8 protein-coding genes are annotated in these 25,366 nt (G+C 66.3%); 6 read left to right on the top strand and 2 right to left on the bottom strand.

Annotated features, from left to right (window positions below; translation table 11 throughout):
• Nucleotides 1–581 precede the first annotated feature (581 nt).
• The 5 genes from P3T41_RS33570 to P3T41_RS33590 all read left to right on the top strand — a co-directional run bounded on the left by P3T41_RS33570 (nt 582) and on the right by P3T41_RS33590 (nt 20,799).
• A complete protein-coding gene (locus tag P3T41_RS33570; protein WP_280694404.1) occupies nt 582–10,406 on the top strand; it encodes a non-ribosomal peptide synthetase in 9,825 nt (3,274 codons plus the stop codon).
• Nucleotides 10,403–17,830, top strand: coding sequence for a non-ribosomal peptide synthetase (locus P3T41_RS33575; protein ID WP_280694405.1), 7,428 nt, complete (start codon nt 10,403–10,405; stop codon nt 17,828–17,830). Before P3T41_RS33570 ends, P3T41_RS33575 begins: the two co-directional genes overlap by 4 nt.
• The gene (locus P3T41_RS33580) at nt 17,831–18,058 is read left to right on the top strand and encodes an MbtH family protein (protein ID WP_280694406.1); all 228 of its coding nucleotides are present in this window, start codon (nt 17,831–17,833) and stop codon (nt 18,056–18,058) included.
• Nucleotides 18,059–18,336: 278 nt separating this feature from the next.
• Complete coding sequence (locus P3T41_RS33585; RefSeq protein WP_280694407.1) at nt 18,337–19,536, top strand: MFS transporter; 1,200 nt, start codon at nt 18,337–18,339, stop codon at nt 19,534–19,536.
• A 576-nt stretch (nt 19,537–20,112) separates the two neighbouring features.
• Entirely contained in the window at nt 20,113–20,799 is a 687-nt protein-coding gene (locus P3T41_RS33590) for a hypothetical protein (RefSeq protein WP_280694408.1), read from the top strand.
• 402 nt (nt 20,800–21,201) lie between these two features.
• Here the strand turns inward: P3T41_RS33590 and P3T41_RS33595 are convergent, their stop codons facing one another.
• Entirely contained in the window at nt 21,202–21,750 is a 549-nt protein-coding gene (locus P3T41_RS33595; protein WP_280694409.1) for a hypothetical protein, read from the bottom strand.
• Between the two features lie 392 nt (nt 21,751–22,142).
• Between P3T41_RS33595 and P3T41_RS33600 the strand changes: the two genes are divergently transcribed.
• A complete protein-coding gene (locus P3T41_RS33600; protein WP_280694410.1) occupies nt 22,143–22,946 on the top strand; it encodes a heavy metal-binding domain-containing protein in 804 nt (267 codons plus the stop codon).
• A gap of 102 nt (nt 22,947–23,048) precedes the next feature.
• Here P3T41_RS33600 and P3T41_RS33605 read toward each other — a convergent pair whose 3' ends face one another.
• Nucleotides 23,049–23,762, bottom strand: a complete 714-nt coding sequence (locus P3T41_RS33605) for a zinc ribbon domain-containing protein (RefSeq protein ID WP_348533718.1) — start codon at nt 23,760–23,762, stop codon at nt 23,049–23,051.
• Nucleotides 23,763–25,366: the final 1,604 nt, after the last annotated feature.

Raw genomic sequence — 25,366 nt, forward strand, 5'->3', positions numbered from 1 at the left:
CCATGACGACTCCCCCCATCTCGATGTGTCCGATGTCGCCCGTGGACGCCTGGACGCCTCACGCCAGGGCCGTGCGTCGAGGGCTGGGAACATGCTGGTTAGAAATCAATCAGCCCATTAACTCGAACATTTGAACCGGCGTCGGAGGCGTGCCTATCTATCCACGTGTGGTTTGTCTGATTCTGCAAGCTTCCGATTGCTTATGCCCGTTGGCGTGTGGCGCCTTCTGCGGGGCTATTGCTGTGCCGGGCGGGCATTGCCATACTGTGGAGTCGGATGCAGTTCCAAGCGGCTATGGCCGCTGTCGGGTCTGCTGGCTGTACGTGGCTGCCCTTGGGCGGCGTGTGAAGATCACGGCGGCTAGGCTGGTTCAAGCCAACCCCTTGGAGCAATCGCAGCTTTGGCGTCGCGGGTCCTCGTCGCCGCTGACCGGTTTGTTTTGAGCTGTACATAGCCGACCCCCATCGTGAGGCGCCGGCGGCCGTTCAGTGCCAAATGGAGTGGTCGTGTCGTGTAGCCGTGGTGAGGCATTTCTTGGCGAGAGCGCACCGCGGGCTTGGCAGTTGAGCCGAGGAGAGATCATGTCATCCCACTATGAGCCTGAAACCTATGAATTGATGAGTAGTCAATTCTTCGTGTGGCGGTCCCAGCGGACTGAACCGAACGGCTCGCCATTCAACATCGGGGCGTACTGGGACATTCGTGGGACGCTGGATGTGGGCCTGTTCGAGATGGCCCTGCGGCGGGCGATCGCCGAGTCCGAAGCCCTGCATTTGCGGTTCACCGGGGATGCCGCCGAGGTACGCCAACACATCGACAGGACGGCGCAATGGCGGCTGCATGTGGTGGATGTGAGCGGCGAGGCGCAGCCGCTGGAGGCCGCGGACGAGTGGATGTGGGCGGATATGTGCCGCCTGGTTGATCTTGAGCGCGGGCCGCTGTTCACACAAGCTCTGTTCAAGATCGGGACCAGCCGTTTCCACTGGTACCAGCGCTGTCATCAGATCGCCGGCGATGACAGCAGCCTGCGGGCGATCGCTGAGCGCCAGGCCCGGCTCTACTCGGCATTGGCCACCGGCACTGCAGCGCCCGAGCCCGGCCTGGATCAGTTCACGGCGCTGCTGGCAGCAGATCGGTCCTACCGGGCATCGCCGCGGTTCGAGCAGGACCGGCGGTACTGGCTGAGCGTTCTTCAGGGCCGGGAGAACACGGCCGAGCGGTCATGGGGAGAACCTCACAGGCCGGCGCGGTGCACAGATTCCTCCGAACCCGCGCACGCTCCTGGGCCTCGCCCCGTGGTGTGCCGACAGGCCACGGACTCGGCGGAGGCAGTGATCACGGCCGCCGCCGTCTATGTCAACCGCACCACCGGATCGAAGGACATCGTTGTCGGCGTTGCCGATCCCGGTCGGGAAGGAGCCGAACCGCAGGCCATTCCTGGTTCGGCCTTGAACGTCATCCCCCTGCGCCTCACGGTAGCGCCGGACATGTCGGTTGAGGAACTCCTGCGCCAGTCCTCTTGCATGCTGCGCGAGGGACTCGCCCGCCGACGATACCGCTATGAGAGCATCCTCACCGACATTGACGTCACCGACCCCAGCCGACTGTTCGACGTCGTCGTTCACGTCCTGCCCATCGAGGAGCAGATACGTTTCGGCGACAGCCGGTCAACCCACCACTGGCTCGGGACCCGGCCGGTTACTGCAACGACGATCACCGCCCGCACGCTGCTTCACGGGAGCGTGGGGATCGACGTCCTGACCCATCCAATGCTGCATGATGCCGAATTGGCTCGGACTGCAGCCCAGCATCTGAAGAACCTGTTGAACGGATTGGCAGCTGCCACGCCATCCGACCTCGTCCACCGGCTTGAGATGCTGACTGAGGTGGAGCGTCGTCGGGTGCTGGGGGAGTGGAACGACACCGCCTGTGAGGTGCCGGATGTGACGTTGCCGGGGTTGTTCGAGGAGCAGGTGGGGCGCATTCCTGGCAGTACGGCGGTGGTGTTCGGTGAGCGGTGTGTGAGCTATGGGGAGGTGAATGGGCGGGCGAACCGGTTGGCCCGGTTGCTGGTCGCGCGTGGGGTGGGTGCGGAGGATCGGGTGGGGGTGGTGATGGGTCGTGGTGCGGAGCTGGTTGTCGCGCTCTTGGGTGTGTTGAAGGCGGGTGCAGCGTATGTGCCGATCGATCCGGCCTACCCGGCGGAGCGTATCGGGTTCATGCTCGCCGATGCGCAGCCGGCGGTCGTCCTCACGACTCGCGACGCGGCGCCGGCCTTGCCCGATCCCGCCCCCGTCGCGCTTGTCATCGTCGACGACCCGGACACCGTCGTACTGCTGGAAGCCCAGGACCCCGGCGACGTGGCCGATACGGAGCGTGTCAGGCCGTTGGTGGCGGCGCATCCGGCGTATGTGATCTACACCTCCGGTTCCACCGGCCGGCCCAAGGGGGTGGTGGTCGAGCATGGTGCACTCTGCCACTACCTGCGGTGGAGCGTTGAGGCTTATCCGTCGGTGGCAGGGCACACTTTGGCGCATTCGTCGGCGGCGTTCGATCTGGCGGTGACGTCGTTGTACGCCCCGCTGATCAGTGGCGGTCGGATAGAGGTGGCCGCGTTAGAGGCCGGGGCGGGGCGGGAGCCTGTCGGGGTTAGCTTCCTCAAGGGGACGCCGGGCCACTTGGCGCTGCTGGATGTGTTGCCCGAGACGTTCTCGCCGACTGGTGAACTCGTTCTGGGCGGAGAGCAACTCCTTGGTGAGGTGCTGAACCCGTGGCGGGCGGCTCACCCCGGGGCCACGGTGGTGAATGAGTACGGTCCGACCGAGGTGACGGTCGGGTGCGTGGTGTACCGGGTTGCTCCTGGAGACTCGCCGTCGACCGGGGCGGTTCCGATCGGCCGGCCGATCGCCAATACCCGCGTATACGTGCTGGATGGGGGTTTGCTGCCGGTGCCGGTGGGGGTGGCGGGCGAGCTTTACATTGCGGGAGCGCAGTTGGCGCGCGGCTACCTCAATCGTCCTGGCTTGACGGCGGGGCGGTTTGTGGCGTGCCCCTTCGGAGCGGCTGGCGCGCGGATGTATCGCACCGGGGATCTGGTGCGTTGGACCCCACAGGGGGAGCTGGTGTACCTGGGCCGGGTGGATGACCAGGTGAAGATCCGTGGCTTCCGGATCGAGCTGGGCGAGATCGAGGCCGAGCTCCTGTCGCACGAGAACGTCGCGCAGGCCGCGGTCACTGTCCGCGAGGACATGCCGGGCGACAAGCGCCTGGTCGCCTACGTCGTGCCGACACAGGATGGCGGTGGTCTCCAGGATGTGGCCGGGCTGACCGACACGGTGCGGAGGGCTCTGGCCACGCGTTTGCCGCAGTACATGGTGCCCTCGGCCGTCGTGGCGTTGGAGGAGCTGCCGTTGACGGCCAACGGCAAGCTGGACCGCAAGGCGCTTCCCGCACCCGACTACGGGGGATCTCCAGGGCGGGAGCCAAGGACGCCTCGTGAGGAAATACTCTGCGCAGCCTTCGCGAAGGTGCTGGGTCTACCCCGGGTCGGTATCGATGACAACTTCTTCGAACTCGGCGGGAATTCACTCCTCGCGGTGTCGCTGGTGGAGCGCTTGCGGAATCGAGGTGTGACGATTCCGGCAAGTGGGTTGTTCGCATCGCCGACGGTTGCCGGGCTGGCTTCGGGACTTGGACCGGAGCCGGTGGTGGTGCCGGCGAATCTCATCCCGCCAGCCGCTGAGATGGTCACGCCCGAGATGCTGCCGCTGGTCGACCTGACGATGGAGGAGATCGAGAACATCGTCGCTCGCACACCAGGAGGAGCGGCGAACATCGCCGACATGTACCCGTTGGCACCACTGCAGGAAGGCCTCTTTTTCCACCACGTCATCGACCAGAGCGAGTCGAACTCGGGCAGCGATGTGTATGTGTTGCCCGTGGTGCTGGGTTTCGACACACGTCGGCATCTCGACGCGTTCGTGGACGCGCTCCAGCAGGTGGTGAACCGCCATGACATCCTGCGCACCGCGGTGCAGTGGCAAGGATTATCGCAGCCGGTACAGGTGGTGTGGCGCAGTGCACCGCTACTGGTGAACGAGGTGGCCCTCGATTCCGGGGGCTTGCGTCCGGTCGACCAGCTTCTGGCGGCCGGCGGGGCAGGTATGGACCTGACCCAGGCGCCACTCCTGAAACTGACCATTGCCAGGAATCCTGACGCCACCACGGATGATGGGCGCGGAGGATGGCTTGTGCTGATGAGGACCCATCACCTCGTCCAAGACCACACAGCGCTGGAGGTCATGCTGGAAGAGGTGAGCGCGGTCCTGCGCGGAAGCCAGGATGAGCTGCCCGCCCCGGTGCCGTTCCGTGATTTCGTGGCCCACACCCGTTTGGCCATTCCTCGAGAGGAACACGAGGCATTTTTCGCTGACTTGCTGGGAGATGTCGAGGAGCCCTCCGCGCCCTACGGGGTGCTGGAGGTGCACGGTGAAGGCCGCACCACCGCCCAGGCGTATCTGGCCTTCGACGAGCATCTCTCCGAGCGGCTGCGGGAGCAGGCGAGCCGTATGGGAGTGAGCGCGGCGACGTTGATGCACGTGGCGTGGGCGCGGGTGGTGGCCGCGACCAGCGGGCGCGATGACGTGGTCTTTGGCACCGTGCTGTTCGGGCGCATGAACGGCGGTCAGGGTGCCGATCGTGCCGTGGGCCTGTTCATGAACACCCTTCCAGCCCGTCTGCACACCCACCGAGTCGACGTCACAAGCGCGGTGCAAGCCATGCAGGCACAGCTTGCCGGACTGCTGGCGCATGAGCACACCCCACTGACGATTGCCCAGCGAGCCAGCGCCGTCACCGCACCCACTCCGCTGTTCACCGCCCTGTTCAACTACCGCTACAGCCCAAACCTCAGCCCTCAAGCCTTGTCCGGTCTCGACGGCATCCAACTCCTCCACCTCGATGAACGCACCAACTACCCGATCACCCTCTCCATCGACGACACCACCTCCCGATTCAGCCTCACCGCCCAAGCCGTCCTACCTGTTGACCCACGCGCCATCTGTCAGCTGCTCCGCACCACCACTGCCAATCTCCTCACAGGCCTACAGAGCGATCCCACCACCCCGCTGTGCCTGATCGATGTCCTGGACGACAGGGAGCGACGACGGCTGCTGGTGGACTGGAACAACGACGAGCGCGAGAAACCGCGGGTAACGCTGCCGGAGTTGTTCGAGGCGCAGGTGCGGCGCACGCCCGACAGCATGGCGGTGGTGTTCGACGGCGAGTGCCTGACGTACGTGGAAATGAACGCGCGGGCGAACCGCTTGGCTCGGCTGCTGGTCGGTTATGGAGTGGGAGTGGAGGATCGGGTCGCCGTGGTGATGGGCCGAGGCATCGACCTGGTGCTTGCTCTTTTGGCTGTGCTCAAGACTGGTGCGTCGCATCTGCCGATCGATCCCACCTATCCGGTGGAGCGCATCTCTTACATGCTCGACGATGCGAGGCCGACGGTCCTGCTCACCGCACGCGATTCGGTGCCGGCGCTTGCGGACGCGGACGCGATTGCGGTCATCGTCGTCGACGACCCGGACACCGTCGTGCTGCTGGAAGCCCAGGACCCCGGCGACGTGGCCGATACGGAGCGGGTCAGGCCGTTGGTGGCGGCGCATCCGGCGTATGTGATCTACACCTCCGGTTCCACCGGCCGGCCCAAGGGCGTATGCGTTACTCACCAAGACGTGGTGGCGCTGTTCACCGCCGCCGAAGGGCTGTTCGGCTTCGGCGCGAACGACGTGTGGTCATGGTTCCATTCCTTCGCGTTCGATTTCTCGGTGTGGGAGATGTGGGGGGCACTGCTGCACGGTGGGCGGCTGGTGGTGGTGCCCCAGGACGTGGCCCGCTCACCACTGGACTTCCTGCAGTTGCTGGTCCGGGAGCGGGTGACAGTTCTGTCGCAGACGCCGTCGGCGTTCTACGCGTTGGTCCAGGCCGACACCGAGCATCCGGCAGTCGGTGACGGCCTGGCCCTGCGATGGGTCGTGTTCGGTGGTGAAGCGCTTGATCCGGGGCGTCTTCTGCCGTGGTACGGCCGCCACGGTGATGATGCGCCGACGTTGGTGAACATGTATGGCATCACCGAGACCACTGTCCACGTCAGCCATGTTCTCCTGGATGCGGAACTAGCCGCCCGCACCGGCGGGTGCAGTGTGGTCGGCCGGGCCCTGCCGGGCTTGCGCACCTTCGTGCTGGATGCTGTCCTGTCCCCGGTGCCGGTGGGGGTGGCCGGGGAACTTTATGTCGCCGGTGCGCAGTTGGCGCGCGGCTACCTCAACCGTCCTGATCTGACGGCGGAGCGGTTTGTGGCGTGCCCCTTCGTGACAGGCGAGCGGATGTATCGCACCGGGGATCTGGTGCGCTGGACCCCGCAAGGGGAGCTGGTGTACCTGGGCCGGGTGGATGACCAGGTGAAGATCCGTGGCTTCCGGATCGAGCTGGGCGAGATCGAGGCCGCCCTCCTGTCCCACGACAGCGTCGCGCAGGCCGCGGTCACTGTCCGCGAGGACACACTGGGGGACAAACGCCTGATCGCCTACGTCGTGCCATCCCAGCCGAGCAGCCAACTGCACGAAGCGGCGCTTCCGGAGGCGCTTCGAGAATCTCTGGAAGCTCAGCTGCCGCAGCACATGATGCCCTCAGCCATTGTGGTCCTGAACGATCTGCCGTTGACCGTGAACGGCAAGCTGGACCGCCGGGCGCTACCCACACCGGACTACGGTGCTCAGCTGTCCGTGCGGGGCCCGCGCACAGCACGTGAAGAGACCCTCTGCGCGGCATTTGCAGAAGTTCTGGGCCTGCCCCACGTCGGAATCGACGACAACTTCTTCAAGCTGGGCGGGCATTCGCTGCTGGCGGTGTCACTGGTGGACCGGCTGAGGACCCGTGGTGTAGCGGTGTCGGTGCGGGCATTGTTCGCATCCCCGACCGTGGCCACTCTGGCCGCCGTGGCCGGGCAGGAGGCGGTAGCGGCGCCTGCGAACCTTATCCCGCAAGGGGCCGATGTGATCACCCCGGAGATGGTGACCCTGGTCGAGCTCACCACCACTGAGATCGAGGAGATCGCCTCCCATGTTCCTGGCGGGGCGGCCAACATCGCAGATATCTACCCACTCGCACCATTGCAGGAGGGCATTCTCTTCCATCACCTCCTCACCCCCGACAACGGCGGCGACATCTATGTGCTGTCACTAGTTCTGAGCTTCGACACACGCCAGCGCCTGGACGCCTTCTTGCGGGCGCTCCAGTGCGTCGTAGACCGGCACGACATCCTGCGCACCGCCGTCCAGTGGCAAGGCTTATCACAACCGGTGCAGGTCGTCTGGCGCGCCGCATACCCACCTGTCCGCGAGGTCACACTTGATCCGCACGGAGCGGACGCGGGGCAGCAGCTACTGGATTCCGACCGTGCGGACATCGACCTGACCCAAGCTCCGCTGCTGCGGCTGACTATCGCCCAGTGTCCTGCAGCCAAAGGCCCAAGGCACGACAGCGGCTGGCTGCTGCTACTGCGCACGCACCATATGGTTCAGGACCACACAACATTGGACGTCATGCTGGAGGAAACGAATGCGTTCCTCCACGGACGCCAGGAGGACCTGCCCGTACCTGTGGCCTTTCGGGCCTTTGTGGCGGAGACCTCCCTGGGAAGCTCCGATGAGGAGCAGGAACGCTACTTCATCGAGCTGTTGGGGGATGTAGAGGAGTGCACTGCCCCGTTCGGCGTATGTGACGTGCGCGGTGATGGCAAGACCGTCGCACAGATCCGGAGGCCGTTGGATCCGCACCTGACCGCCCGTGTGCGGGAGGCGGCCCGACGGCTGGGCGTAAGCGCGGCAACCCTGATGCATGTGGCATGGTCGCGGGTGGTAGCCGCGACCAGCGGGCGCGATGACGTGGTCTTCGGCACCGTGCTCTTCGGGCGCATGAACGCCGGCCATGGAGCCGAGCGCGCTCTTGGCCTGTTCATCAACACGCTACCCGTGCGAGTACCCGGCGGCGAGACCGGCAGCGTGCTGAGCGTCACCACCGCAGTTCGCGCCATGCAGGAGCAATTGGCTGGCCTCCTCGCGCATGAGCACACCGCGTTGGCCGTGGCCCAGCGAGCCAGCGCCATCACTCCACCCGCCCCACTGTTCACCACACTGCTCAACTACCGTCACAGCCCCCGCCCCGAACTCAACGCTGACACCGGTTTGGAGGGCGTGCGGGTCCTGTACGACCTGGAGCGCACCAACTACCCGCTGGTCGTGTCCGTCGACGACGCCGGCACCGACCTCAGCTTGACCGCCCAGGCCGTCGCGCCGATCGACCCGCACGCGATCTGCGTCATGCTCCAGATCGCCACCGCCAACCTTCTCAGCGCTCTGGAGAACGAGCCCGACACTCCGTTGTGCCGGATCGGGGTGCTGGACGAGGTCGAGCGCTGCCGGGTGCTCGTGGAATGGAACAGCACTGGCCGGGATGTGCCCGGTGCTGTGTTGCCGGAGTTGTTCGAGGCGCAGGTGCGGCGCACGCCCGACAGCATGGCGGTGGTGTTCGACGGCGAGTGCCTGACGTACGTGGAAATGAACGCGCGGGCGAACCGCTTGGCTCGGCTGCTGGTCGGTTATGGAGTGGGAGTGGAGGATCGGGTCGCCGTGGTGATGGGCCGAGGCATCGACCTGGTGCTTGCTCTTTTGGCTGTGCTCAAGACTGGTGCGTCGCATCTGCCGATCGATCCCACCTATCCGGTGGAGCGCATCTCTTACATGCTCGACGATGCGAGGCCGACGGTCCTGCTCACCGCACGCGATTCGGTGCCGGCGCTTGCGGACGCGGACGCGATCGCGGTCATCGTCGTCGACGACCCGGACACCGTCGTGCTGCTGGAAGCCCAGGACCCCGGCGACGTGGCCGATACGGAGCGGGTCAGGCCGTTGGTGGCGGCGCATCCGGCGTATGTGATCTACACCTCCGGTTCCACCGGCCGGCCCAAGGGCGTATGCGTTACTCACCAAGACGTGGTGGCGCTGTTCACCGCCGCCGAAGGGCTGTTCGGCTTCGGCGCGAACGACGTGTGGTCATGGTTCCATTCCTTCGCGTTCGATTTCTCGGTGTGGGAGATGTGGGGGGCACTGCTGCACGGTGGGCGGCTGGTGGTGGTGCCCCAGGACGTGGCCCGCTCACCACTGGACTTCCTGCACCTGTTGGTCGATGAGCGGGTGACGGTCCTGTGCCAGACCCCGTCGGCGTTCTATCAGCTGATTCAGGCCGATACCCAGGACCCCGAAGTGGGTGATCGTCTCGCGTTGCGCTGGCTGGTTTTCGGTGGTGAGGCGTTGGACCTGGCTCGTCTCGGCTCCTGGTATGCCCGGCACGCGGATGACGCGCCGGTGCTGGTGAACATGTACGGCACCACCGAAACGACCGTTCATGCCAGCTTCCGCCGCCTGGACGCCTCATCGGCCGCCAGCGCTGGCGGGCGCAGTGTGATCGGGGCAGGGCTGCCGGGGCTGCGGTTCCTTGTCCTGGATGGGGGTTTGCTGCCAGTGCCGGTGGGGGTGGCCGGGGAACTCTATGTCGCCGGTGCGCAGTTGGCGCGCGGCTACCTCAATCGTCCTGGCTTGACGGCGGGGCGGTTTGTGGCGTGCCCCTTCGTGACAGGCGAGCGGATGTATCGCACCGGGGATCTGGTGCGCTGGACCCCACAGGGGGAGCTGGTGTACATGGGCCGGGTGGATGACCAGGTGAAGATCCGCGGCTTCCGGATCGAGCTGGGCGAGATCGAGGCCGCCCTCCTGTCGCACGAGAGCGTCGCGCAGGCCGCGGTCACTGTCCGCGAGGACATGCCGGGCGACAAGCGCCTGGTCGCCTACGTCGTGCCGACACAGGACGGCGGCTGTGAGGAAACGGCCGGATTGGCTCAGGCTCTGCGCGAGGCTCTGGTCCGCCGGTTGCCGCACTACATGATCCCTGCAGCGACCGTGGTGCTAGAAAGCCTTCCGCTGACAGTCAACGGCAAACTCGACCCCAGGGTCCTGCCGGCACCCGACTACGGCGCCTCAGGCCGGGGCTCCTCTCGGCGGGGACCTCGCACCGTCCGCGAGGAGATCCTTTGCGCTGTTTTCACCGGCCTGCTCGGCGTCGAGGTTGGCACCGATGACAATTTCTTCCAGCTCGGAGGGCACTCACTGTTGGCGACGCGACTGGTCAGCAGAGTGCGCTCGATGCTGGATGTGGAGCTGCCGATCCACGTGCTGTTCGAGAGGCCGACACCGGCAGGAGTCGCGGCGTGGCTCGCTGAGCACACCGACCATCCAAGGGATACGAGGCCTACCGTACGGCCGATGCGTACGAGCGAGGAGTCATGATGATTCCGCTGTCGTTCGGCCAGCAGCGTCTATGGTTCGTGGACCAGCTCGACAGCCTCGGCGGCCTCTACACCATCCCGCTGATCGTACGCCTGACCGGGAGCCTCGACCCGGTATCCCTGGCCAATGCGCTGCGGGACGTGGTGGCCCGTCACGAAGCCTTGCGCACCATCTTTCCCTCCCCAAACGGCAACCCCGTGCAACAGGTCCTGCCCCCCAACGAGGCCGTTGTCGAACTACCCGTCACCCATGTCACCGAAGTCGACCTGACGGGGGCAGTGGCCGAGGCGAAGGCACAACCATTTGACCTGGCCACCGAGATCCCGATCCGGGCCGAACTGTTCGCCCTCTCGGCCACCGAACACGTCCTTGCCGTGACCATCCACCACATCGCGGCCGACGGCTGGTCCATGGGTCTGCTGGCCCGGGACCTGTTCACCGCCTACAACGCCCGCACGAACGGCCACCCCCCCGCCTTCCCCGACCTACCTGTCCAATACGCCGACTACACACTCTGGCAGCGCGAACTCCTCGGAAGCGACGACGACCCCCACAGCCGCCTCAACCAGCAACTCGCCTACTGGCGCCGCGCCCTCGCCCACCTGCCCGAAGAACTCACCCTCCCCACCGACCGCCCCAGGCCCAGGGTCGCTAGCCACCACGGCGCCACCGTCGAGGTGACCATCCCCGCCGACGTGCACCAACAACTCCATGCCCTCGCCCGTGCCCATGAAGTGACCGTCTTCATGACGCTACAGGCCGCCCTGGCCGTCCTCCTGGCCCGGCTAGGCGCGGGCGAGGACATCCCCATCGGCGCCCCCATCGCCGGCCGCACTGACGAAGCCTTCGATGACCTCATCGGCTTCTTCGTCAACACCCTCGTCCTGCGCACTGACCTGTCCGGCAACCCCACTTATAGCCAGACCCTTGCCCGCGTCCGCGAAACCACCATTGATGCCTACGACCACCAGGACCTGCCATTCGAACGTCTCGTCGAAGACCTCGCCCCCACCCGCTCCATGGCCCGGCACCCCCTCTTCCAGGTCGCACTCACACTGAACAACACACCCGCCACCGCGCTCCACCTCCCTGGACTGGAATCCACTGCCCTACCGACCGGCTCGATGCCGGCAAAGTTCGACCTGGAATTCGAACTTGCAGAATCGCGCAACCAGAACCAGCCATCGGGCATCCACGGCACACTCACCTACGCGACCGACCTGTTCGACCACGAAACCGCCCAGGCCCTCACCCAACGACTCATCTTCACTCTCCGCACCCTCACTACTCACCCCGACACTCCGCTGTGCCGGCTTGAGATGCTGACTGAGGTGGAGCGTCGTCGGGTGCTGGGGGAGTGGAACGACACCGCCTGTGAGGTGCCGGATGTGACGTTGCCGGGGTTGTTCGAGGAGCAGGTGGGGCGCATTCCTGGCAGTACGGCGGTGGTGTTCGGTGAGCGGTGTGTGAGCTATGGGGAGGTGAATGGGCGGGCGAACCGGTTGGCCCGGTTGCTGGTCGCGCGTGGGGTGGGTGCGGAGGATCGGGTGGGGGTGGTGATGGGTCGTGGTGCGGAGCTGGTTGTCGCGCTCTTGGGTGTGTTGAAGGCGGGTGCAGCGTATGTGCCGATCGATCCGGCCTACCCGGCGGAGCGTATCGGGTTCATGCTCGCCGATGCGCAGCCGGCGGTCGTCCTCACGACTCGCGAGGCCACCCCCGCAGTCCCTGAGCCGTTCGCCGGGCCGCTGCTGGTCCTGGATGATCCCTCGACGGCCGCTTTCCTGGCACGGCAGGACAGTGCTGATCTGGCCGATACGGAGCGTGTCAGGCCGTTGCTTCCGGAACACCCGGCCTACGTCATCTTCACCTCCGGCTCGACGGGACGGCCCAAGGGCGTCGTGATCCCGCACGCGGCCCTGGCCAACTTCCTGACCGACATGAGCCGCCGTTTCCCACTCGGTACAGAGGACTGCTGGGCGGCCGTGACCACGATCGCCTTCGACATCGCCGCACTCGAGCTCTACCTGCCGCTGATCAGCGGCGCCCGCCTGGAACTCGTCCCACGACAAACCGTCATCGACATCCCCGCCCTGGCCGAACTGCTCCACCGCTGCGGTACCACCATCATGCAAGCCACCCCCTCCCTGTGGCACGCCCTCACCGAACATCTGACCCAGAGCACGATGGAGCTGCCCCGCCTGCGCATCCTCACAGGCGGCGAAGCACTGCCCGAACCCCTTGCCACCACACTCAGCTCACTCGCAGACGTCACCAACCTTTACGGCCCCACCGAAACCACCATCTGGTCCACCACCGCACCCATCACCCCGACCCGCACCCCCACCATCGGCCGCCCCATCGCCAACACCCGCACCTACGTCCTCGACGCGGGCCTGCAACCCGTCCCCACCAGCGTCACCGGCGAGCTCTACATCGCCGGATCCGGCCTGGCCCGCGGCTACCTGAACCAACCAGGCCTGACGGCAGGGCGGTTTGTGGCGTGCCCGTTCGCGTCGGGTGAGCGGATGTACCGCACGGGCGATGTGGTCCGGTGGAACAACAGGGGCGAGTTGGTGTTTCTCGGCCGGGCGGATGACCAGGTGAAGATCCGCGGCTTCCGGATTGAACTGGGCGAGGTCGAGGCCGCACTGTTGACTTACGAAGACATCGCGCAGGCGGCGGTCATCGTACGGGAAGACGTCCTGGGCGATAAGCGTCTGGCTGCTTACGTCGTTCCTGTGCACGGCGCTTCCGGCAACAGGAAGCCGCCCGCCACCGACGGGACGCCCGCTGTGGACGGATCCTCTGCCAAGGGCGGGTCCAGCGATTCCCATGGGTTGTCGGCACAGAGCGTGCGCCGGTTTATCGCCGCTCGGCTGCCGCACTTCATGGTGCCCTCGGCGGTGGTGGCGCTGGATGAGTTGCCGTTGACGGTGAACGGCAAACTCGACCGCAAAGCCCTGCCCGTGCCCGACTACCTGGCCGCGTCCTGCGGGGTCGGCGGGCGCGGTCCGCGTACCGCGAGGGAGGAGGTGCTGTGCGCGGCCTTCGTCGAGGTCCTCGGTGTGCCCGCGGTGGGGATCGACGACAACTTCTTCGAGCTGGGCGGGCATTCACTGCTGGCGGTGACCTTGGTGGCACGGCTGCGGGAGCAGGGTGTGGCGGTGTCGGTGCGGGCGATGTTCGACACCCCGACGGTGGCCGCGCTCGCCGAGGCCGGCGCGCAGGACGTTGTGGTCGTACCGCCGAATCTGATACCGCCCGGTGTTGAGGTGATCACGCCTGAGATGCTGCCCCTGGTCGATCTCACCGCGGCTGAGATCGAGCTGATCGCCTCCCTTGTTCCGGGGGGTGCGGCGAATGTCGCCGATATCTATCCGTTGGCGCCGTTGCAGGAGGGCATCTTTTTCCACCACCTCATGGGTACGGGTGGTGCCGGTGGGGATGTGTATGCGCGGCCGGCGGTGTTGGGGTTCGACACGCGTGAGCGTGTGGACACCTTCGTGGAAGCTTTGCGGCGGGTGGTGGAGCGTCATGACGTCCTGCGCACCGGAGTGCAGTGGGAGGGTTTGTCGCAGCCGGTGCAGGTGGTGTGGCGTAGCGCGCCGCTGCCGGTGCGTGAGATCGTCCTGGACCCTGAGGGTGGGGATCCCGTCCGCCAGCTCCTTGATGCCGGTGACACCGCAATCGACCTGGCCCAAGCCCCCCTCATGCGCGTCACGATTGCCCCCAATCCTGACCGTCCCGGCTCTGGTACCGGCCGGTGCCCTGACTTTGGGGCCGGGGCTGGTCTCGGTGCGGACGGCGCCGTCGAATCCGCTGGTGCTGAATGGTTGTTGCTGTTGTGTACGCATCACCTGGTGCAGGACCACACGGCGGTGGAGGTGATGCTTGGGGAGGTGGGGGCGTTCCTGACCGGAGGTGGGGAGGGGTTGCCCGTGCCGGTGCCATTTCGGGACTTCGTCGCCCAGGCCCGCCTGGGAGCGCCGCCCTGGGAGCATGTGCGGTACTTTGCCGACCTGCTGGGGGACGTGGAGGAGCCGTCGGCGCCGTTCGGGGTGCTGGATGTGCTCGGTGACGGCTCGGGTGCGGCCGAGGCGCAGCTGGTGGTGGATGGGGAGCTGGCGGCCCGGGTGCGGGGGGCGGCGCGTGAGCGGGGGGTGAGTGCGGCCACCGTGATGCACGCGGCGTGGGCGCGGGTGGTGGCGGCTACCAGCGGGTGTGATGACGTGGTGTTCGGCACGGTGCTGTTCGGGCGGATGAACGCCGGCACCGGCGCCGAACGGGCCCTTGGACTGTTCATCAACACCCTGCCCGTGCGCCTCACAACCACCGAGCACAACGTCGCCACGGCGCTGCGTGTGATGCAGACCCAACTCGCCGCACTGCTGGTGCGTGAGCACGCCCCGCTCGCTCTCGCCCAGCACGCCAGTGCCCTCACTCCGCCCACACCACTGTTCACCACCATCCTCAACTACCGCCACAACCCACAAGACCGGGAGACGACCCTCGAGGGGATCCGCTTCCTGCACAGCGAAGGACACACCAACTATCCGCTGACCGCCTCCATCGACGACACCGGTACCGGCTTCGCACTGACAGTCGAGGCAGTGGCGCCCATTGATCCGCACGCGGTCTGCGCGATGTTCCACACCGCCATCAACAACTTCGTCACCGCCCTGGAAAGCGAGCCCCACACCCTCCTGTCCCGAGTGGGGGTGCTGGAGGAGGCCGAGTCCCGGCTGCTGCTGGTGGGGTGGAACGACACCGGCCGGGACGTGCCGGATGCGACGCTGCCGGAGCTGTTCGAGGTGCAGGTGTGCCGCACCCCCGACAGCACGGCAGTGGCGTTCGAGGGCAGGTGTCTGAGTTATGCGGAGGTGAACGCGCGGGCGAATCAGCTGGCGCGGTTGCTGACCGGACAAGGGGTGGGGGCGGAGGACCGGGTCGCGGTGATGATGGAGCGCTCGGTCGACCTAGTGGTCGCGCTCCTGGCGGTGCTGAAGACGGGTGCCGCCTACCTGCCGATCGATCCTGCCTACCCCGGCGAACGCATCACCTACATTCTCGCCGATGCCAAGCCCGCGATCGTCCTCACGACTCGCGAGGCCGCCCCTGCGGTCCCCGAGGAGTCCGACATCCCGCTGTTGGTCCCGGACGATCCCTCGACGGCCGCCGTGCTGGAAGGCGAGGACACGGCGGACATGACGGATGCCGAGCGGGTACGGCCCCTACTACCCGAACATCCGGCATATGTGATCTACACCTCCGGCTCGACGGGACGGCCCAAGGGCGTGGCGGTTGCCCAGCGTGGTGTCGTTAACCGCCTGGCCTGGGCGCAGAGCGCGTACCCCCTGGAGCTTGGGGATCGGGTGTTGCAGAAGACGCCGTTCGGTTTCGACGTGTCGGTGTGGGAGTTCTTCTGGCCGCTGCTGCAAGGCGCCACTCTGGTCGTGGCCCGGCCTGGCGGGCACCAGGATCCCGCTTACCTCGTGCAGCTGATCCAGCGTGAGCACATCACTCTCCTCCACTTCGTCCCGTCCATGCTCCAGACCTTCCTCCGCGAGCCCGCCGCAGCGAACTGCACCGGCCTGCGCGCGGTGCTGTGCTCGGGCGAGGCCCTGCCCGCCGACCTGTGCGACCGCTTCCACGCGGTGCTGGATGTGCCTCTGCACAACCTGTACGGGCCCACCGAGGCCTCCATCGACGTCACCGCCTGGCCCTGCACCCCCGGCACTGCCGGCCCCAGTGTCCCCATCGGCCGCCCCGTGGCCAACACCCGGGTCTTCGTCCTGGACGCCGCACTGCAACCGGTACCGGTGGGAGTACCCGCAGAGCTCTACCTGGCCGGCACCCAACTCGCCCGCGGCTACCTGAACCAACCCGCCCTCACCGCCGAACGCTTCATCGCTTGCCCCTTCGGCACGGGTGAGCGCATGTACCGCACCGGGGACATCGTGCGCTGGAACAACGACGGCACCCTCGTCTACCTCGGCCGCACCGACGACCAGGTCAAAATCCGCGGCTTCCGCATCGAACTCGGCGAAATCGAGGCCGCCCTCCTGTCCCATGACACCATCGCGCAGGCCGCAGTCACCGTCCGCGAAGACAGCCCGGGGGGCAAGCGCCTGGTGGCCTATGTCGTGCCGTCCGGTGACAGTGGCCTTTACGAAAGGTCGGTGGTCCTTGGGACTCTGCGGAGGTCTCTGGCCACGCGCTTGCCGGAGTACATGGTGCCGTCGGCGGTGGTGGTACTGGAGGAGTTGCCGTTGACAGTGAACGGCAAACTCGACCGCAAAGCCCTACCCGCACCCGACTACGGGGGATCTTCAGAGCGGGGGCCAAGGACGCCTCGTGAGGAAATACTCTGCGCGGCCTTCGCGGAGGTGCTGGGTCTACCCCGGGTGGGTATCGATGACAACTTCTTCGAGCTGGGTGGGCATTCGCTGCTGTCAGTGCGGCTGGCCAGTCGTGTTCAGGCCGCGCTGGGTGTGGAACTGACGCTTCGGACCCTGTTTGAGGCACCGACGGTGGCCAGACTCGCCGAGTGGCTCGACTCGGATTCCCGCGATGGCTCGTCGATGGGACTGTGGGATGTCCTGCTTCCGCTCAGGGCGCAGGGTAGCGGCCGTCCCTTGTTCTGTATCCATCCGGGTGAGGGGATGAGCTGGCTGTATGCCCGACTGATGCGGGAGCTGGGCGCTGGCGTTCCGATATACGGGCTTCAGGCCCGTGGGCTCGCCCGCCCCGAGGCGCTCCCGCGGAGTGTGGAGGAGATGGCGGCGGATTACCTGCATGAGATCCGGACCGTCCAGCCGCACGGGCCGTACCGCCTGCTGGGGTGGTCCTTCGGCGGCCTCGTCGCTCATACCATCGCCACCCGGCTCCAGGCCCAGGGCGAGCAAGTCGATCTCCTAGCGATACTCGACGCCTATCCACCCACATCTGCGGAGGGAACCGCGGTCGACAACGCCGAGGATCTTGAGCGCAAGGTACTCGCAGGGCTGCTTGAGGATCTCGGGTACGACGCCGTGAAGGTGGGGGGCGGGCAGCTGTCCAGGCCCACGGTCGCGCAGTTCCTCCAGCGCCAGGACGTCGGGCTTGCCCTGATCGAGGAGCGCCATCTCGACGCCATCCTAGCCGTCTCGCTGAACAACGCCCGGCTGCCGCACTGTTTCACTCCTGGCGGCTATCGGGGGGATGTGTTGTTCTTCAACGCGGCACTCGACACCGGTGTTATGGCTTCCCGCACTCCCAGCGAGTGGGGGCCGTATGTGGAGGGGTGGATCGACAGCCATGATATTCCGTGTGCGCACACTGCGATGTTCGAGGACGGTCCGGTCGCTTTGATCGGGCGGATCCTTGCCCACGAGCTCGACGATTTGGCGAGGAATCGACCTCAGTCTCAGGAAGGAGCAGAATAGATGGCAAATCCCTTTGAGGACCCGAGCGGTATCTATATGGTGCTGGCGAATGATGAGGGCCAGTACTCGCTGTGGCCGGCGTTCATCGACGTGCCGGCTGGCTGGAGTGTGGCTCATGAGGCGGATGCCCGCCAGGCCTGCCTCGACTACATCGAGACCCACTGGGCCGACATGCGCCCAAAAAGCCTTATCAAGGCTATGAAAGCTGCAGAGAACCGAACGTCCTGACCGTCAGCCAATACGCCAACCACAATTTATCGGCGGTTGTGAGTCGCTGACCATCTGGTCGGTTCACCCGTTACGCCCCTCATGGTGGCGGCTGGGGGCTTCGCGTGTCGCTGCACTCGGTTTCCATGGCAAATTAGGAGGATCCTGGGTAGTACCCAGAAGGAGCGGTGCTGAATTCTGACGGTGCGTGATCGCGGCTGGCCATCCCGAAAGGTGAGCCATCAGACGCCCTCGCCCGGGGGCACCCGACGGAATACCCCCGGAAGCGGGTCTTGCCCATGCGACATCTTCTCACCGACCGCAACATACGCCTCTACCTCGCCGGACAGTGTCTGTCCGTACTTGGCGACTTCGCCCTGTGGCTGGCCGTTGCGATCTGGGTCAAGATGCTCACCAGCAGCGCCTCCGCCGCTGGCCTGTGCATCCTTATGCTCTCCCTCGGTTCACTGGCCAGCCCGCTCACCGGCGCCCTCGTCGACCGCACACGCCGCCGCCCGCTGCTCATCATCGTCAATACCACCACTGCCGTGCTCGTCCTGACCCTGCTGCTGGTCCACCGGCCCAGTCAGGTCTGGCTCATCGACACGGTCATGTTCGGCTACGGCATCTCCGGCGCCATCCTGACCCCGGCCCAAGCCGCCCTGCTCCAAGCCATAGTTCCAGAAGAACTCCTGGGCGCGGCCAACAGCATGTTGCAGACCATGCAATGGGGGATGCGAGTAATCACTCCACTCCTTGGCGCAGGTCTTCTGGCCGGGTTCGGACCTGTACCGGTAATCATTGGCGACGCGACCAGCTTCGTAGTGGCCGGCACCACACTCGTGGCTCTACGCACCTGCGAAGACCTCCCCACGCCGTCCAGCGGGCACCAGCTTGCCGAAGCCGCCGCTGGCGCCCGGCATATCCTCCAAACACCCGCCCTGCGCCAGTGCACCGCTGCCGCCGCGCTCGCCATGGGGGCATTCGGCCTCGCCGAACCCACCATCTTCGCTGTCGTCAGCCAAGGACTGCACCGCCCTGATGCCTTCCTGGGCGTCCTGGTCTCATTCCAAGGAGCCGGTTCCATCGCCGCCGGCGCCAACGCGGCCCACCTGCTACGCCGCCTGAACGAAACGCGCCTCACCACCGCCGGGCTCGCATGCGCCGCCGTCGGGTTCCTCCTCGAGGCCGTCCCATCCATACCAGCCGCGCTCACCGGCTGCGCGTTCATCGGGGCCAGCCTGCCCTGGATCACGGTAGGCATCACTACCCTCTTCCAACGGCGCACTCCGCCTCACCTGATGGGCCGCACCACTGCAGCGCTCAATCTGGCGCTCTCCCTGCCCGACACCACCGCGGTCGCACTCGCCGCCGCCCTCATCACCGCGCTCGACTTCCGGATCCTTCTCCTCATCATCGCGGCCTTGGTCACACTCGCAGCCGCCTACCTTTCCACCCGAGGCGTGAACCATCACCTGACACACGCCCCCTGCCAGTAACCGTTCCTGATCAGTGATCAGGAGTTTCTTGGACCAACGGTTCATCACTGCGTGCGTCCCGAACGGTTTTGGGTGCGCTGGTCGCCCGCGTTCTTGTCGTCTCTGTTCCGACGTGGGCTTGCTCCGGTTTGACGCAGCCGCCCGGCCGGACCCGCGGGGCTCTCCGGGCCATGGGGTGTGGGCGTACGTGGGGGCGGGTGCCGGTGGGGCACGGCATGTCGGTTCGGGCCGTCTTGGATGTGTCGCTACTAGGATCGGCTGTCTGTGCAGGATGAGCGTACTGAGAGGCCGCCATGACGACTCGGCTCAGCTCGATGTGTCCGATGTCGCCCGTGGACGCCTGGACGCCTCACGCCAGGGCCATGCGTGCTTCACCTCCGACCTGTCGGTCAACGAGTTCGTGTTGCTGGGCGATGCGGGCTTCGAGCCGCCGCGCCTCACGCTCCGCAGCCCCCAGGGGACGCCCTGTGACTGCACCCATACGTCCGGCTTAGCAGAAACTGGCGAAGCGTCAAGAGACTGCATAAAGATCAGTATGCGTCTCGGAACGTTTCCCGATGTGCCAGGGGGTGCATCATGGATGAAGTGGAACTCCAGGTCATCGGTGAAGGGCTGAATGGAATGCCAAAAAATGGCCAGAGTGCCGCGGAACAGATCTTAAGGCGATTCCAATCGACACGAACCGCGGGGAGTTTAGTTAATCCGGGCTCGCCGGAAGAGGAAGCTAAAACGATCCACTATGGTGCGCTTGTCGCCAAGGGTGTGACTGACTACTGCAAAGAAAACAAAATTCCGGCAAAATTTAAATATGAGAGATTGAAGGAGATTGATCATGCCTTATTTGATGAGAGCTCAGGCGAGATCGATTCTCTCGAGAAGCTAGGGGGGCGGCTGCAGGGACCCGGGCAGATCAAAGCGCTGAAGGAGTGCGAGCTGCCCGGTGGCAAGGGTAATCTTGGCGTCGAGGACGCAAGGTCACTCCTGGGTCAATATATGTCAATCAAGGGAGAGATGGACAGTAGTTCGGATATATCCACCATTAAAGCCGTCGAGAAGATTTTCGACATCAATGACCTTTCGCAAAAGGTGACTGCATATCTGAAAATTGCCGCCCGGGAAGCAAGGAAGGAAGAGGCTGTTGGGGTGGTGGATCGTTATGTTGCAAGCTTTGGCATTGGGCATAAGCTCACCAAGCTATTCGAGAAGGGTCCTGATGGTGCTCATATTTTAAAGGAAGCCGAGAGGGGCGGATCTGGGGCTTAGGCGAACTAGCGCTATTGACGCTGAGATGGAAGCGGAAAGCCGAGGCCGAAGCCCGCCGGGCTGCCGCACCGGCTCAGTCTGCCGACCGCGAAGCGCCCACCGCGCGCACCGCCTTGGACCAGGACCGGCTCGCGCACCTGCCACCTGTAGAGCACGCACACTCCGAAGTATCAGCAGGGGGCCTCAACGAGCGGGGGCTCGAGCAACTCGCATTCCCACAGAGCGTTGCCGCACTCGGTACAGTCGGCGCCTGCCCCCAAGCACCGGTAGGCACATCGCAGCAGTGGACGTCCCCGCAGAAGTCAGAGATTCTCAGGCAGGAACATAAAACGATGCTGCGCCAGACCAGCCACTGATTCCCAATCGGATTTGTCAGGGCGAGGGTGACGCTTGGTGGGCAGGTTATGTGGGACTTGCCGGCGCATGCGCCGCTGATACGTCCGGAGTCCTTGGGCACCGATCTGTTCGTCGAGGTCCATCACCGCTCTGGCCAGGGCGTGGGCCATGGCGGCGGCGGTCCTCCCGCCCGGGATCACCGTGGGTGGGGTCGATGTCGATGAACGCGACCTGGTCGGAGCCTGGAAGCAGCGGCGTCGAGCGGGCCAGGCTGGCGAGGAAGGCACGGGGCACCCGGTGGAGTTGGCGGTCGTGCCCGTGGGTGAACGAGCGCAGGAACGTGCCCAGGGTCGAGGGCGCGCGCACGCCGCTGAAGAGCCTGTCCATCGCGCCGTGCCGCAGCCGGTCCACATCGTCAATGCTGTCCGCGCCCACACACGTAGCCGCTACCAGTGTCATCGCCTTCGCGCCCGGGTTGGCGCCGCCGCCGTTGTCGGCCCCGTCGATGCGCAGTCTCTGCGCGACCATCCCCGGCAGGCCGGCCCGCTCGGCCAAGCGGACCAGCCCAGCATCCGCGACCAGGTTCGACTCGTCGAAGGCAGCGCGGACCGCCACGACGGCATGGGAAGAATTGCAGCTCGCGGATGTTCTCTCGCTCTGTGGACTTGGAACCGTAGGAAGTCCCATCACCCAGGTCAGAGGGCATCCGCGCCCTCATGTCCAGGCCCTGGACCAGCTATTGATCGGTGGATCCGGGCTCAGGCTCCGCACCCCGCGATTACTCACGACGCACGCCGAGGCGGGAACGGGCCCTGCGCAACCGTTCGGGACGCGCGCAGTGACGAACCATGAGTCCAAGCCCCACTCCTGCTCACTGATCAGGAACGGTGTACGTGGAGGTGGAGAGGCGGGTGCCGGTGGGGCACGGCATGTCGGTTCGGGCCGTCTTGGATGTGTCGCTACTAGGATCGGCTGTCTGTGCAGGATGAGCGTACTGAGAGGCCGCCATGACGACTCCGCCCCAGCTCGATGTGTCCGATGTCGCCCGTGGACGCCTGGACGCCTCACGCCAGGGCCGTGCGTGCTTCACCTCCGACCTGTCGGTCAACGAGTTCGTGTTGCTGGGCGATGCGGGCTTCGAGCCGCTGGGCATGGTGCTCGGCAGCAGCGTCTACCACGTGGGGCTGCAGGGCGCGGGCTGGAAGGTCAGCCAGGAGCTCGTCACCCAGACCCAGGCCATGTACAACGTCCGCGAGCTGGCGATGGGCCGGATGGAGGCGGAGGCGGCGCAGCTCGGCGCGGACGGCGTCGTCGGCGTGGTGCTTCGGCCGATGAACTACGCCTTCTTCAGCGACGTCATCGAGTTCACCGCGGTCGGCACCGCCGTGCGCGCGAGCGACGGGAAGGACTACCGGTCCCCGAACGGCAAGCCGTTCACCACCGCGCTTTCGGGTCAGGACTTCTGGACGCTGTGGCAGCACGGCTGGCTGCCGCGCCGGCTGGTGCTCGGCAACTGCGTCTACCACGTCGCCCACCAGTCGCTGCGCCAGATGCTCTCGCAGGCCGGGCAGAACAGGGAGCTGGCGCAGTTCACCCAGGCGCTGTACGACGCACGGGAGCTGGCGATGGCCAGGATGCAGGACGAAAGCCGGCAGCTGAGCGCGGACGGGATCGTGGGCACCACCGTGGACGACCACCGCTTCTGGGGCGAGCACGCGGTCGAGTTCGCCGCCGTGGGCACGGCCGTCAGCCGCATCCACCCGGACGCGGTGCCGGTCAGGCCCGGCATCACCCTGCCGCTCAGCGGCTGAGCGGCCGCGGCCACCGGGCGGCCGTGCCCGTGATGCCCTCGCCCGGGGCGGGCCGGCGGCGCCAGGAAGAGGAGCTGAGCGGTGCGGTGCCAGCGTCTCTGATCAGCTTAATGATCCTGTGTCAGTGGTGTCTGGTTTGAGGATGTGTTCCCACCGTGGGGCGGTAGCGTGAGCGTGCAGGTGGAATCCTGCGCCCAGTGCTGCTCCTCGCGGTCTGTGCCGGTTGGTGGGTGTGCTGATCGTCGTCACGCCCTGGTACCGGTCGGCTGCGGGGCGGCGGGGTCCGGTCCGTGTGAGCGTGTCCCTCCCGACGCTGGCCGGCACCACCGTTGGGTCGTGCTGGGGAGGGTGTCCGGCGTCGGACGGGCGTCGGACGGGCGTCGGACGGGTGGGCTTGTGCTGGGTGGGTCTGGTCTTGGACCGGTCCCACCCGGTCTTGGGCGTGGGTGTGATGACCGCGCCTGTTTCGAGTTTGTCCACGACCGTGCGAATGGCCATGGCCCCGCTGGTGCGGTTGGTAACGGCTTTGCTCTGGTGGGTGAGGCCGCGTGCGGCGATGCGCTTCCAGGCCCCTTGGTCGCGGTCGCCCTGCCAGCCGCACGATGGGCGCAGGGCCCATTTCCAGCCCGCGGTGGTGGGCCGGTCGGGGGCTTTGCGGTGCCGCAGCGGGGTGAGGCACCGGGGGCAGTGCTTGGAGGTGTCGCGGGCCGGGACGGTGACCACGGCGATACCCACCTCGGCTGCCACGTGTCGCATACAGTCCACGATCTGTCCGCGTACCTGTTGGGACATGCGCGTGTTGATGGTGCGGCCCATGCCCTTGGCCTCCAAGGAGCGGAGCTCTTCGACATAGATGACGCTCGCCCGGGCGGCGATAACCTGGTCCAGCGGGCAGCGGACCAGGCAAGCGCGTTGTTGAGGTTCGAGCGTCGCTCAGACACCGCGCGGACCTCGTCTCGCAGGAGAGTGCTCCTGGTTTCCAAGGGCACGTCAGGAGCGGTGCGTCCGTTGATGAGCCGTTGGTACCGGTCGACTTTGGCATGCAGGCGCTCACACTGTCGGCGCAGGCGGTGCTGCTTGGCCAGGACACCGGCAGCGCGGAACTGGGCACCGGAGCCGAGTGCGGTGATGCGGCCGTCGTCGTGCAGGCGCACCGCGCCCACGAACAGCAGGGTCCCCAGTCCCCAGTGCCCAGTCCACGCCGAGCGCGAGGGTGTGCCCGGTGCGGGCGCTCTTGGCAATGGCGTGGGCGTAGGCGAGATCGGCGCGCACCTGGGTGCCGATCATCCGCAGGGTCGGCAGGGTGCAGCACCGCGCCGGCGGGTATCGTCGGGGCGAGCATGATCGGGCAGGCGACCCATCTCCAGTCCTGGTAGGACCGAGGATCAGGCCGGGTGGGGAGCTGGAGGCGCAGCAGCGCGCGGCCCGGCTCGTCGTCGGCGCGTTCGATCGTGGCCTGTTGCCCGTCACAGGCCGACAGCAGCAGCATCTTGGCCACGCGTGGCGCGCTCTCCAGCTCGAACACATCGACCGGCAAGCGGCCGTGCTTCGTGACGAACGTAGCAATCTGCCGCGTGCGGCCCTTGATCACACTGGACGGCAGATGCTGCCCACCGGGCACCGCCGCACGAACCGCCTCCCAGTCCCCGCCAGTGCGCCTGGCCCAATCGGCGGGCCACGCCGCGAGCACCCCGCCGGCAAGGTCGCAACGCCACTTCGCCGAGCCAGAGCACGCCCGGCCTGCTCCTGGGCCATGCGAACGATCCGGTCGTTGACGCGGATGCCCTCGGGCGGCGCGGTGGTCCAGCCCAGGCGGCGCAGCGCCATCCAGGCGTTCGCGGGAACGCTTCCTGCCCCCGCCGTCCAGGCCGGATGCGAGGACGTCCACGTCGTCCGTGTTCCAGTGGTCGGCCAGCAGGGCAGTGACCATTGCGGACACCAGGTCAGCAGCCCATCCGACCCGCTGCGCCAGCTCTGGCGTGGTGAGGAGTTCTGCGGGTCCCATGATGATGGCGGAGAACTTCTCCGCGACTTCCGCCGTCTGCAGGCGCTGCTGCTGCCCTTGTGCCAGGAACGAGCGGTACTCCGGGCCGAAGAACTGGTAGCGCAGGGCGGCCTCCAGGATGCTGCTCACCTCCGAGGGTTCCTGCGGAGCCCGGGCCCGGGTTCTCGCCCCCGTTTGCCCGGCTCCAGCCGGCCGCCAGCCCGAACCTGCAGGAGCCGGCTGGTCGTGGCCGCCGTGATGTTCGGCGCTTGCTGCAGATGTTGGAGCGGACGTGGGTGTGGCCCCCGCTTGGCGGGGGCCACACCGTGGTGTTGCTTGTGGTTAGAGGAGGTGGGCGTGGGCGGTGCTGGCGGTGTGGTTGGTGTCGCCGGTGTAGGTGGCGGTGTAGGTGAGTCCGAGGTGGAAGAGGAGGTTG

Source organism: Kitasatospora sp. GAS204B, assembly GCF_029892155.1.
Lineage (GTDB): Bacteria > Actinomycetota > Actinomycetes > Streptomycetales > Streptomycetaceae > Kitasatospora.